The following is an 11,620-nucleotide window of genomic DNA, read 5'->3' as shown; positions in this document are numbered from 1 at the left end:
TGCTGCCGCCCATGACCCGAGAAAAACCCGCCATCACCCTTTGCGCCGACGATTACGGGCTGGCCCCGGGGCTCGGCATCGCCATCCGCGCCCTGATCGAGGACGGACGCCTCCAGGCCACCGGCTGCATGACCGGCTCGGCCCATTGGCCGGACGAAGCCCGGCTGCTGAAGCTGCTGCAAGGCCGGGCAGAGTTCGGAGTGCACCTGACGCTCACCGATCACCGGCCGCTGGGCGCCATGCCCTCCCTGGCCCCCGAGGGACGGCTGCCGCCCATCGGGGCCATGGTCAAGCGGTCCGTGCTGCGCCGCCTGGACAAGGTCGAAATCGCCGCCGAGCTGGAGCGGCAGGTGGATGCCTTCGAAGCCCATATGGGCCGCCCGCCCGACTTCCTCGACGGCCATCATCATGTGCACCAGCTGCCCATCATCCGCGACGTGGTGGTGGATCTCTGGCGCCGCCGGCTGAAGGCCCGAGGCGGCTGGGTGCGCTCGTGCTGGGAAAGCCCGCTGACCATCGCCCGACGCGGCGTCGATCCCATCCGCGCCACCATCATCGCCCTGCTGGGCATCGGCCTGCGCCGGCGCATGCACGCCGAGGGCATCCCCCACAACCGCAGCTTCCGCGGCGTCTATGACTTCTCCGGCAAGGTCGCCTATGCCGAGCTGTTCCGCATCTTCTCCCAGGCGCCGGGACCGGGCACCCTGATCATGTGCCACCCGGGCCAGGTGGACGACGCCTTGCGCGCCTGCGAATGGCTGACCGATCAGCGCGAGGTGGAGTGGAAATTCCTGGCCTCCGATGCCTTTCCCCTATCGCTGGCCGATCGCGGCATCACCCTGGCGGCCAAGCCGCTGTCGGCATGAGCCCCACCTCCGCCTCGGCGCGGCTGGGAACCTATTACGCCGCCCTGTTCGTGGCGGTGGGCATTCACATCCCCTTCTGGCCCCTCTGGCTGCAAAGCCGGGGGATGTCGGCCTCGGAAATCGGTCTGGTCGCTGCGGCCGGCTACCTGACCCGCATCCTGGCCAGCCCGGTGATCGGCCATCTGGCCGACCATGGCGGCCAGCGCCGCCTGCTGATGATCCGCCTCGCCCTGGCCGCAGGCCTGATCTGGCTGCTGTTTCCCCTGGCCAACGGCTTCTGGCCCATCCTGGTGCTGAGCGTGGTGGCCATCTTCCCCTTCACCGGATTGGTGCCGCTGGGCGACACCCTGGCCATGATGGTGGTCAGCCGGCACGGCCTGGATTACGGGCGGGCGCGGCTGTGGGGATCGCTGTCCTTCATCGCCGCCGCCACCTTGTTGGGCAAGGCGCTGGAATCCTGGCCGGTGGCGGTTCTGCCCTGGCTGATGACCGGGGCCTTGCTGCTGACCGCCGCCTCCTGCCTGGGGCTGCCCGACATCAAGGTGCCACGGCACGAGGGCAAACCGCCGTCGCTGCGTCCGGTGCTGCTCAACCCGCTGTTCCTGCTGTTCCTGGGAACCACGGCGCTGAACCAGATGGCCCATACCGTCTATTACGCCTTCGCCACCATCCACTGGAAGGCGGCGGGCCTGTCGGACATGGTGATCGGCGTGCTGTGGTCCGAAGGCGTGGTAGCCGAGATCATCCTGTTCGCCGTCAGCAACCGGGTGGTCGGCCGCTTCGGCCCTGCCGCCCTGCTGCTGGCCGCCGCCCTGGGCGGGGTGGTGCGCTGGCTGCTTCTGGGGTCAACTGCCTCGCTGCCGCTGGTAGCCCTGGCCCAGTTGCTGCACGCCGCCACCTTCGGCTGCGCCCATCTGGGAGCCATCCATTTCATCGCGCGGGCGGTTCCCGCCGGCCTGTCGGCCCGCACCCAGGGCATCTTCGCCGCCATGGCGATCGGACTGGCGCCCGGCCTGATCACCCCCTTCAGCGGCCGGCTGTATGAAAACCTGGGAGGCGGTTCCTATCTGGCCATGGCCGGTCTTTCCGTCATGTCGGCGGGGTTGGCCTGGGCCCTGATGCGCCGCTGGACCTCGGGGGCGAGAATCACCGAGTGAAACACTTTCCCCTCGTCCATGCGGTGGAGTAGGATCAGTCAGGGGAAATACAGTGGCGGACTTTCGGGGATGAGCGGAAAAGACAAGACGGTCGCGCAAATGTCGCGATCGGAATTGATGGAATTGCTGAAGCGTTTCGCCGGCCTGCCGCCGCCCTCGGGCTATGACCAGGACGACTGGGACGACTGGCTGGTGGCGTCCGTGCTCCAACGCTGTCGCCGCGATGCCGGGGACGACGACGTAGGCGCCGCCAGTGCCATCAAGATGCTGGCGCCACTCAAGTTCTTTCCCCAGCTCCTGCCCCATCTGGAAGGCCAGTTGGGACGCGAGCTGACCGCCGAGGAATTGGCCCCTGCCGCCGCCCTACGGAAAAAGAAATAGCTTCCAGACAATGCCGGACAGCCCGGCCGCCGCCAGGGTCGGAATCATGCCGATGTGAAGGCGCAGCATGGCGATGGCCGCCGCCACTGCCAGGGCCAGCGCTGCCGGGTCCAGGCTGGCCAACTGGGGAACGAACAACCGCACCGCCCCGACCCGCATCTCGTCCACCGTGCCGAACAGCACGTGCAGCGCAAACCATAGGCCGAGATTGAAGATCACCCCCACCACGGCGGCGGTAATCGCCGCCAGGGCGCCGGACAGCGCCTTATAACCGCGCAGGACCTCCACATAGGGCGCCCCGGCCAGAATCCACAGGAAGCAGGGCGTGAACGTCACCCAGACGGTCAAAGCCGCGCCCAGGACTCCGCCCGTCCAGGGGCCAAGCCCGCCGTGGTCGCGGAATCCGGCCAGAAAGCCGACGAACTGATTGACCAGGATCAGCGGCCCCGGCGTGGTCTCGGCCAGGCCCAGGCCATCGAGCATCTCCGACGGCGCCAGCCAGCCATGCACCTCCACCGCCTGCTGCGCCACATAAGCCAGCACGGCATAGGCGCCACCAAAGGTCACCACCGCCATCTTGGAGAAAAACAGCCCGATGGCCCCGTAGGCTCCCTGCCCCCAGACCATGGCGGCAACGACAGGCGCCAGCCACAGGACTAGGCAGAACACCGCCATCCTGACGCTTCGCCAGTGGTCGGGCCGGGTATGCCCGGCCCCTTCGTCAATGGCCCGGTCGGCGGCGCCCATGGCGCCGGCCTGGCCTCCGCCGGCCGGCAGAAAGGCCGCCCGCCCCGCCCGCGCCGCCATGAAGCCCCAGGCTCCCGCCGCCAGCACGATCAAGGGAAACGGCAGGTCGAAAGCGAAGATGCCAAGAAAGGCCAGGATCGCGATCCCCAGCTTCTCCACCCCGCGCAAGGCCCGGCGGCCAATGCGCAGGGTCGCCTCGATCACCACGGCCAGCACCGCGGGCTTGATGCCATAAAACAGTCCGTCAACCAGGGGAACCTGATGAAACCCGGCGTAAAGCGCCGCCAGCCCCATCATCACCAGAAAGCCGGGCAACACGAACAAGATGCCGGCCACCAGCCCCCCCCGGGTCCGATGCAGCAGCCAGCCGATATACGTGGCCAATTGCTGCGCCTCTGGCCCCGGCAGCAACATGCAGAAATTCAACGCATGCAGAAAGCGAGCCTCGCCCACCCATTTGCGCTCGTCCACCAGAATTCTGTGCATGGTGGCGATCTGGGCTGCCGGCCCGCCGAAGCTGAGCAGGCCGATCCGCAGCCACACCCTGATCGCCTCGCCAAAGGTGGGATGGGCGTCAGATGGGAGTTGAGACATGATCGGCCGAAGCTCCGTTCAGGAAGATTCCCGCTTGCTCGGCGGGCATGGGCTTGGCGATGAGGTAGCCCTGGATCTCGTCGCATTCCTGGCTGAGGAGAATGGCCAGCTGGTCCCGTTCCTCGATACCTTCGGCAACGACTTTCAGCCCCAGGGAATGGGCGATGCCGATGATGGAGGACACCAGCATCATGTCGCGTGAATCCCGTGCGATATCCCGCACAAACGAGCGGTCGATCTTCAGCGTGTTGACCGGCAGGCGTTTGAGGTAGCTGAGCGACGAATAGCCCGTGCCGAAATCGTCGATGGCCAGCTTCACTCCCAGGGCGCGCAGCCGCTGAAGCACTTCCCGCTGATCAACCTCCAGGTCGATCACGAAGCTCTCGGTGATCTCCAGTTCCAGATTCTCTGCGGGGAACCCGGTGTCCTCAAGCACCTGACGAACCTGCTCGGGGAGGTCGTCCCGGGAGAAGTTAACTCCAGACAAGTTAACAGCCATGCAAATGTCGTATCCCTGATCCCGCCACTGGCGGCCCTTGCGGCAAGCCTGGCGCATGACGAACATGTCTATGCGGTCGATCAGGTGCATTTCCTCGGCCAGTGGAATGAAATCCACGGGAGAGATCATACCCAGCCGGGGGTGCTGCCAGCGGACCAGCGCCTCGAAACCGGACACCCGGTTGGTGGCCAAGTTCTTCTGCGGCTGGTAATGGACCTGGAACTGCCCCTCCTCCACCGCCTGACGCAGCGCCGTCTCCAACTCGAGACGATGCTCCTCGCGCTTGGTCATTTCCGCGGAATAGAAGTTGAAGCGCCCCTTGCCCGCCGCCTTGGCCTGATACATGGCTGTGTCGGCATGCTTCAGCAATTCATCGCCACTGGTGCCGTCGATGGGAAACAGGCTGATGCCGATGCTGGTTCCGATGAAGACGTCGCGTCCATCAATGAAAATGGGGGCATGCAGCGATGCCAGAATCTTATCGGCCACCATGGAGGCATCATTGGCGGCGGAAATCTCGTCGAGGATGACGGTGAACTCGTCCCCTCCCAGCCGGGCGATGGTGTCGGTCATGCGGACACAGCCGCGCAGACGGACGGCCACTTCCTTGAGCAGGTCGTCGCCCGCCCGGTGCCCCATGGTGTCATTGACCTTCTTGAAGCCGTCCAGGTCGAGGAACAGAAGGGCCGCCTGCCGGTCATGCCGAAGGGCGTGAACCACGGCACGCTCCAGCCTGTCTTGAAACAGCACGCGGTTGGGCAGATCGGTCAGCACGTCGTAATGGGCCAACCTCAGAATATGGCGCTGGGCCTCCACCTGTTCGGTGATGTCGCGGAAGCTGCCGATGAAATAGCGGATGGCGCCCGCCTCGTCGTAAACCGCGACGATGCTCTCCCAGGCGACGAAGACCTGTCCGTCCTTGCGACGGTTCCAGATCTCGCCCTGCCAACGCCCGTCACGGAAAATGGCCTGCCAAATTTCGGCATAAAAATCGGCGTCGTGATGATTGGACCGGATGATGCGAGGATTCCCCCCCACCACTTCGGCTTCCCCATAGCCCGTCAACTCGGTGAACATGGGATTGATCCGCAAGATGCGCCCCTTGGGATCGGTGATCAGGGTCGCCTCGAGGGCGTTGCTGAACACATGGGCAGCCAGCCGTGTTTCCTCATCTGCCAGGGCCTTTTCCGTCAACCGGCCAGCGCTGCGGCGCCCGATCAGAAGGATACCGGCCACCCCCACCAACCAGAAGGCGCCGTGGGAGATCGCCTGAATACGAATTGCCTGGCCTTCCATGGCCTGGTAGGGCTGCATGGGAACCGACACGCCCACAGCGCCGCGCACCGAACCATTGGGGAATCCCAGATGGCCGTGACATTTCTGACAGCTCTCCTCCATCAAGAAGGGCTTGATCAGGCGCAGATACGGTTTGTCACCAATGGTTGACAGCTCAAGCTTCTCCGACATTGTCCCGGCGGAGAACTGGCGGATAGCCTCGGCTTCCCAGGCATCGGCCTCGTTGTTAGGGTTGAGAGTAACGATGCCGACGATCCTGCCCTTGATGCCGTAATCATCGCCGTAATCGGCCATCATCTCGCGCAACATATAGGCGGGATTCATCAAGGTCAGCAGGCGCCCGTCATTGGTGACCACATCGCGGTCGGGCAGATGGGACATCCAGGGGCTGGGCGGCGTCTTTTCAGATGGTTCTACGTAGACGCCGCCATGGCTCGACGCCCAGCGCCGGTAGGCTAGGTCCTTATTGAAAGCGGAAATGGCCGTGTTGCGGGCAAGATCAAAGACGGCGGCCTGTTGCTGCCTGACGTTCCAGAACAGCGACAGGCCCAGCAGCGCGGTCCACACCATCACCGCCGCCGCGCAGTAGCGAATCACAAGATCAAGGATGTGCCGCTTCCGCCTGGACGAAAGGGTAACCACGCCAATTTCCGAATCCATGCCGGCGGGAGGAGACTGCATTCAGCCATGCCCCAACCGGTCGTCGGACCCATTCGGCCTTGCCATCATGGACACGCGCCACTCCTTGCCAACCTCCTGGGCATTGTTCAATGGTGGGCAGTGGACCACAAGCATGAAACGAGGACTCGCGGCTAGATTTGTAGCTTTGGGCCTATCCCGCAAGCCAGATGTCATAATCCTACAATTTCATGATACACCCGTTGATAGAAGCATCGGGAGACTCGGTAGCCCCATGGCCGAAGATGATGTCGTGCCACCGCTGAAGATCGGCGCCATCGTGCGACCGCCCGACGCCAACGTGCCGGATTCCATGGAAGGATTCGCCCGCATCCTGCAAGGCCAGGGATATTTCGTGCGGGGACTGGTCCAGCGCAATTCGGCGCCAGAAGGCGGGTGCGGCTGCGCCATGACGCTGGTGGACCTCGACAACGGCCAACACTTCCGAATCAGTCAGAATCTGGGAAGCGGCTCCGTCTGCTGCCGGGTTGACACCCAGGCGGTGGCCGAGGCCAGCTTGGTCCTGCGCCGTGCCATGGAAACCGAAACCGACCTGCTGATCGTCAACAAGTTCGGCAAGCTTGAATCCCAAGGCCTGGGCCTGATGGACGAGATTCTGGCCGCGGTCAGCCTAGGCATCCCCTTGCTGACCTCGGTAGAGGCGCCGCTGCTGGAATGCTGGCGCGACTTCACCGGTGGCGTGGCCCGGGAACTGAGCCCCGGTTGCGGCGCGCTGATGCGCTGGTGGGACGAGATCCGGCCACGCGGCGTGCCACGCTCCTCCCGCCTGCTCCGTCCACTTCAGGACGATCAGCCGTTCCAGCGGATGGAACCGATTCCGGAAACGTCGTAGCCCCCCAGCGTCTCGACCCGCCGGGCGAATTCCTGAGTCCGGGTAAAGGCCAGCAGCGCCTGGATGGGCGCCTCGAAAACTGAGCCCCGGTTGCGGCGCGCTGATGCACTGGTGGGACGAGATCCGGCCACGCGGCGTGCCACGCTCCTCCCGCCTGCTCCGTCCACTTCAGGACGATCAGCCGTTCCAGCGGATGGAACCGATTCCGGAAACGTCGTAGCCCCCCAGCGTCTCGACCCGCCGGGCGAATTCCTGAGTCCGGGTAAAGGCCAGCAGCGCCTGGATGGGCGCCTCGAAATAGGCGCGGCGGTCGATGGCCAGGTCAAAGCGCTCGCGGTGCAGGGGAACGAAATCCAGTTTCAGGCTCTTGGCCACCGAGGCCACCGCCAGGCCGGCATCGGCCGCCCCTTCCAAGATGGCCAGTCCCACATCCGTTTCGCTGCGCACCGGCACCTGTGCCGTGGTCAGGGACCCGGCCGGGACGCCCGCCTCGGCCAGCAGCCGGTCAAGCAGCAGGCGGCTGCCCGCCCCTTCCTGGCGCAATACGATGCGGGCCTTGGCGGCCGCCAGATCTGCCAGCGAGGATAGGCCCAGCGGATTGCCCGAGGCCACCACCAATCCCTGCTGCCGCCACGCCCACTCGATCAGCACCACGTTGCGGTCGGCCAGCACCTCCTGCACCTGGGGCAGATTGTAGGCTCCGCTTTCGGCGTCCAGGAGATGGATGCCGGCCATGGCCGCCTCGCCCATGGCCAACTGCCGCAGGCCGTCGAGGGACGAACCGGGCAGCACGGCCAGTCCGCCCCCGACCTCGCGCAGGCACCATTCCAGCAAGGGGTCATGGCTGCCCGCCACTACCATGGGCACCGCCCCCTGCCTCGGCGTATCGGCCGGCGAAGCGCTGTTGCGCTTCAGCCAGGCATCGATCTCGCCCTTGGGAAACAGCCACTTTCCGGTCACCCGGGTACAGGGGATGCGCCGCTCCTTCAGCAGCTCGTAGACCTTGCGCTCCTTGATGCGCAGGTAACGGGCCACCTGATGGGTATCCATCATCTCGGGAAAATCTTGGACTTCATCCATTGGGGGGCGGCTTGCGTCTCGGGTGGCGGGCGATTTCTCTTGGCCCGAGCATGGCGTGGGCCGAGGTGAATGACAAGAACCCACTCGCACTCGCCGGAACGGGACCTATAAACGAATGCGGCCGGAGCAAACGCCCCGGCCGCATATCTCACTCATTCATGACGAATGGGATTACTCGGCGCCGGCAACGGCAGCCAAGGCCTTGGCGAGTTCATAGACCCGCTTCCTGACCTGGGGATCGGTGATGTTGTAATAGGCGCGCACCAGTTCCAGCGTCTCGCGCTTGGTCATGGGGTCGGCCTCGAAGGTTGCCGGCTCCTCGGACAACCCAACCGAGCCCTTGATGATGTTCACCGGGCTCTGGGCCTGGACGCCATCGGCCATGTCGTCGAAGAAATAGGACACCGGAACGTCCAGCACACGCGACAGGTCGAACAGTCGCGACGCACCGATACGGTTGGCGCCGCGTTCGTACTTCTGCACCTGCTGGAAGGTCAGGCCGATGGCCTCGCCCAACTTTTCCTGGCTCATGCCCAGCAGAGTCCGGCGCAGACGCATCCGGCCGCCCACATGAACGTCCACGGGATTGGGGGCACCGCTCTCAAGCCGCCCTCTGGTCGATACATTTCGCTTCGCCAAAACAACACCCCTAATTGAGTGAGAAACTCAGGGNGCATTCTAACCGACACGCTTTCAAACGCAACCTTTTTTAGTATGCAGGTGAATACTCCCGTATGCAGAGGCCAATTCGACCCGAATTCGGCTCATTTATCTCGATACCACGACGAAGCCGTGAACATCCCGGCAAGCAGGTCATACAATTCGCGCACCGACGGTTCGCGCAGCGTATCCTCGTGCGAAACCAGCCACAGCGAAACCGCCATGGACGGCGCCGGCACATCGACGACCTCCAGGCTCTGCTCATAGAGCGTTGAGTAATCAGGAAGAATCGACACGCCCTCCCCACTCAGCAGCGGCCGCTGCACCTTGGGGGTATTGGGGGCAACCTGAACGCCCTCGCCATCCTTGGCGGCCACCAGCCCGTTCCAGGCGTCGAGCCCCCGGATGGCCCGATAGATCCCAATATCCAGCAGCGGCAGCGCCCCAAGATCGTCGAAGCTGGAAACCCCCCGCAATTCATGCAGGAAGTCGCGACTGGCCACCGGGACGAAGTTCATGGTGCCAACCCGGCGCACATGAACGGCACCGCTCACCCTCGGCAGATCTCCCGGCGAAGTAGCCATGACGGAAATGTCGGCCTTTGCCGATGCCGTCGAAAAGGCGAGTTTGGGCAATTCCGCCTTCACCAGGCCCCGGTCCAGCGGCAATTCATGCTTGTCGCGCCCCATCAGGGCGGGAATCAAGGTATAGGTCAGCAGGCCCTCGCTGGCCGCCACCGTCACTTTGGGAGTTTGAAAGGCGGTCAGCCCCTGCATGGCGCCTTCGAAGTCGCCGGCCAGGCCGCCATGGCACGTGCCCGCTCCAGCAGGGCCTCGCCGGCCGGAGTGGGGGTGGCCCCCGATTTACGGCGAGTGAACAGCGGACGGCCGATGGCCGCTTCCATATTGCTGATGCGCCGACTGACCGTGGTCTGATCAACCCCCATGGCAATGGCTGCCGCAGCAAAGCTGCGGTGCTCGGCACAGGCGATGATCAGCCGGACATCATTCCAGTCATGCAGGCGAAACTGAGCCATGGCCCCCTTCATGCCAAACTCTCGGTATTCACATTACACGGCATACCGTAACACCGCACATCGCGGCAAGATAGCCTCCATCGAGTTTCTTGCATGGAGGTTTACCGATGACGACACAGATCCGCAACAGTAGCAAGGTGTCCGGGGCGTCGGTTACCGTGAAGATTGCCCGCACCCCAGACGAATTTGCCATGGCCATGGCCATTCGCGCAGCGGTGTTCCTCGCCGAGGAAGATAACATAACCTATTTCGACGAGTTCAACGGAAACGACTACGTGGCCACCCATCTGATCGCCTTCGTCGATGGCGATCCGGCCGGCGTCATTCGGGTCCGCTGGTTCGCCGACTTTGCCCTTCTTGAGCGGGTCGGCATCCGCAAGCGCTATCGTTCCTATCAGGTCCTGGCCTCCCTGGCCCGCGCCGCCCTGGAACTGGCCCGTCAGAAGGGCTTCCGTATCGCTGCCGGGCGCGCCCGGCTCGAGACGGTCAATTTCTGGAAGCGCTTCGGCGGCCGCCAGTCGGGCGAGGCTGTTTCCATGTACCGCGGCACCCTGGTGCCCATCGTCCACGACATTCCCCGCCGCCCGGATCTTGGTGCCATCCAGGCCGGCCCGTTCGGCGACCCCGATTTCGAGGCCCTGATCGTGCAGCAGGAAGGCAATTGGGATTTCAGCCGCATGAAAGCGCCTATCCATCTCTCGGCTGCGGAGTAGCACCACCATGAACTGGCAAGACCGTCAAGGAATGATCGCCGACCTCAACACCCGCATCGAGCTGAAGCGGCTGGCCGACAAGGCGTTCGAGCGGGATGATGGCCCGCTGATGGCGATCCTCGAGGTTGCCATCAACACGCTGGACGAGCGTCTTGCCGATCCACAGGCCTATGCGCGGGAGGAAGCCCCGCGCAAACGGCCGGTGACGCTGATCTGCCGCAATATCCGGGTCAAGGGCAAACGAACCAGCGTCAAGCTGGAGAACGAGTTCTGGAACGCCCTGGAAATCATGGCGGACGAGGCTCATTGCGCCATTGACGATCTGTGCGAGACCGCCCGGCGCCGCTACGAGGCCAGCAGCCTGACCTCGGCCATTCGGGTTTTCGTGCTGAACAGCAACATGGCGTCCCAGCCCCAACCGTCGGTTCAGGCCTGACACCCGTACGGCGGGGCCCAAGCCAGCTAGAAAGGATCACACCATGATCGTCACGGTAAACGGCCCATCGGGCCTGCCCAATGCCGCCGCAGCCGCTCAGATCGCCCGGCTGCTCGAGGACCTTGCCCAGGAGGCCCGCCAGATGGGCTTTCGCGGCCTGGCCGAGTCCATCGCCTCGGTCGGGATTGAGGCCAGCGAGGAAGCCCGGCACGCCAGCCGTCTCAAGATCTGACGCCCCGCTGTTTGCATCGACGATGGCGGGCGGCTATCCTCTGGCTCCCGGGTCATGCCGGGAGTTGGAGGATGGGGTGCATGAGACGAGCCGTTATGACCTTGCTGCTGTTTTCGCTTGGCGCCTGCGCCGAGGTCACCACCTTCCGGAAGTCTGACGGCTCGGTCTATCACCACGTCAATTGTGGCGATACCCTCAAGCTTGAATCCTGCCGAAGCGCGGCCGAACGCACCTGCCCCAACGGCTTTGGCCGCATCGCGGTGTCGGCCGACGGAGACAATGTCGCAGCCCGGCAGTGCGCCATCGACAACGAAGAGCGCCGCCGTGATGGCGAGCCGGAGCTGAAATGCCCTCAAATCCGCCAGACGGACAATTTCTTCGTCTGCAAGTAA

15 protein-coding genes are annotated in these 11,620 nt (G+C 64.3%); 8 read left to right on the top strand and 7 right to left on the bottom strand.

The window, feature by feature from the left end; genetic code table 11:
* Positions 1-11: 11 nt before the first annotated feature.
* The 3 genes from AMB_RS11535 (at position 12) to AMB_RS11525 (ending at position 2,404) form a co-directional block, all read left to right on the top strand.
* Complete coding sequence (locus tag AMB_RS11535; protein WP_050750814.1) at positions 12-866, top strand: ChbG/HpnK family deacetylase; 855 nt, start codon at positions 12-14, stop codon at positions 864-866.
* Complete coding sequence (locus AMB_RS11530; protein ID WP_011384678.1) at positions 863-2,023, top strand: 3-phenylpropionate MFS transporter; 1,161 nt, start codon at positions 863-865, stop codon at positions 2,021-2,023. The genes AMB_RS11535 and AMB_RS11530 overlap by 4 nt, the downstream gene beginning before the upstream one ends.
* A 99-nt stretch (positions 2,024-2,122) precedes the next feature.
* Positions 2,123-2,404 carry a hypothetical protein gene (locus tag AMB_RS11525; RefSeq protein ID WP_011384677.1) on the top strand — a complete coding sequence of 94 codons (282 nt, stop codon included), beginning with the start codon at positions 2,123-2,125 and terminating at the stop codon, positions 2,402-2,404.
* On the opposite strand, the gene chrA is transcribed toward AMB_RS11525, so the two are convergent.
* Positions 2,387-3,745: a chromate efflux transporter gene (gene chrA / locus AMB_RS11520; RefSeq protein ID WP_011384676.1), complete on the bottom strand. Its 1,359-nt coding sequence runs from the start codon at positions 3,743-3,745 to the stop codon at positions 2,387-2,389. The genes AMB_RS11525 and chrA overlap by 18 nt on opposite strands.
* Positions 3,726-6,221, bottom strand: a complete 2,496-nt coding sequence (locus tag AMB_RS11515; RefSeq protein WP_011384675.1) for an EAL domain-containing protein — start codon at positions 6,219-6,221, stop codon at positions 3,726-3,728. Before AMB_RS11515 ends, chrA begins: the two co-directional genes overlap by 20 nt.
* A gap of 232 nt (positions 6,222-6,453) precedes the next feature.
* On the opposite strand from AMB_RS11515, the gene AMB_RS11510 reads away from it, so the two are divergent.
* Positions 6,454-7,071 (top strand): DUF2478 domain-containing protein, encoded by a 618-nt coding sequence (locus tag AMB_RS11510; protein WP_011384674.1) that lies wholly within the window; start codon positions 6,454-6,456, stop codon positions 7,069-7,071.
* Here the strand turns inward: AMB_RS11510 and AMB_RS25245 are convergent.
* From AMB_RS25245 to AMB_RS26430, 5 genes are all read right to left on the bottom strand, one after another.
* Positions 7,029-7,214, bottom strand: a complete 186-nt coding sequence (locus AMB_RS25245) for a hypothetical protein (RefSeq protein ID WP_193770102.1) — start codon at positions 7,212-7,214, stop codon at positions 7,029-7,031. The genes AMB_RS11510 and AMB_RS25245 overlap by 43 nt on opposite strands.
* 34 nt (positions 7,215-7,248) lie before the next feature.
* Positions 7,249-8,151, bottom strand: coding sequence for a helix-turn-helix transcriptional regulator (locus AMB_RS11505; RefSeq protein ID WP_011384672.1), 903 nt, complete (start codon positions 8,149-8,151; stop codon positions 7,249-7,251).
* A 171-nt stretch (positions 8,152-8,322) separates the two neighbouring features.
* A complete protein-coding gene (locus AMB_RS11500) occupies positions 8,323-8,790 on the bottom strand; it encodes a helix-turn-helix domain-containing protein (protein WP_011384671.1) in 468 nt (155 codons plus the stop codon).
* Positions 8,791-8,915: 125 nt separating this feature from the next.
* Positions 8,916-9,587, bottom strand: coding sequence for a LysR substrate-binding domain-containing protein (locus AMB_RS11495; RefSeq protein WP_011384670.1), 672 nt, complete (start codon positions 9,585-9,587; stop codon positions 8,916-8,918).
* Complete coding sequence (locus AMB_RS26430; RefSeq protein ID WP_231849054.1) at positions 9,575-9,847, bottom strand: LysR family transcriptional regulator; 273 nt, start codon at positions 9,845-9,847, stop codon at positions 9,575-9,577. Before AMB_RS26430 ends, AMB_RS11495 begins: the two co-directional genes overlap by 13 nt.
* 107 nt (positions 9,848-9,954) lie before the next feature.
* Here AMB_RS26430 and AMB_RS11490 point away from each other — a divergent pair, with 107 nt between their 5' ends.
* The 4 genes from AMB_RS11490 (at position 9,955) to AMB_RS11475 (ending at position 11,620) form a co-directional block, all read left to right on the top strand.
* Complete coding sequence (locus AMB_RS11490) at positions 9,955-10,560, top strand: GNAT family N-acetyltransferase (RefSeq protein ID WP_011384668.1); 606 nt, start codon at positions 9,955-9,957, stop codon at positions 10,558-10,560.
* A gap of 7 nt (positions 10,561-10,567) precedes the next feature.
* A complete protein-coding gene (locus AMB_RS11485) occupies positions 10,568-10,996 on the top strand; it encodes a ribbon-helix-helix domain-containing protein (RefSeq protein ID WP_011384667.1) in 429 nt (142 codons plus the stop codon).
* A 43-nt stretch (positions 10,997-11,039) separates the two neighbouring features.
* On the top strand, positions 11,040-11,228 hold the full coding sequence (locus AMB_RS11480; protein ID WP_011384666.1) for a hypothetical protein: 189 nt from the start codon (positions 11,040-11,042) through the stop codon (positions 11,226-11,228).
* Positions 11,229-11,308: 80 nt separating this feature from the next.
* Positions 11,309-11,620, top strand: coding sequence for a hypothetical protein (locus tag AMB_RS11475; protein ID WP_011384665.1), 312 nt, complete (start codon positions 11,309-11,311; stop codon positions 11,618-11,620).

This window comes from Paramagnetospirillum magneticum AMB-1 (genome assembly GCF_000009985.1).
GTDB lineage: Bacteria > Pseudomonadota > Alphaproteobacteria > Rhodospirillales > Magnetospirillaceae > Phaeospirillum > Phaeospirillum magneticum.
Note: the sequence above shows the minus strand (reverse complement) of the source record. Positions and strands in the feature narration are given on the sequence as shown.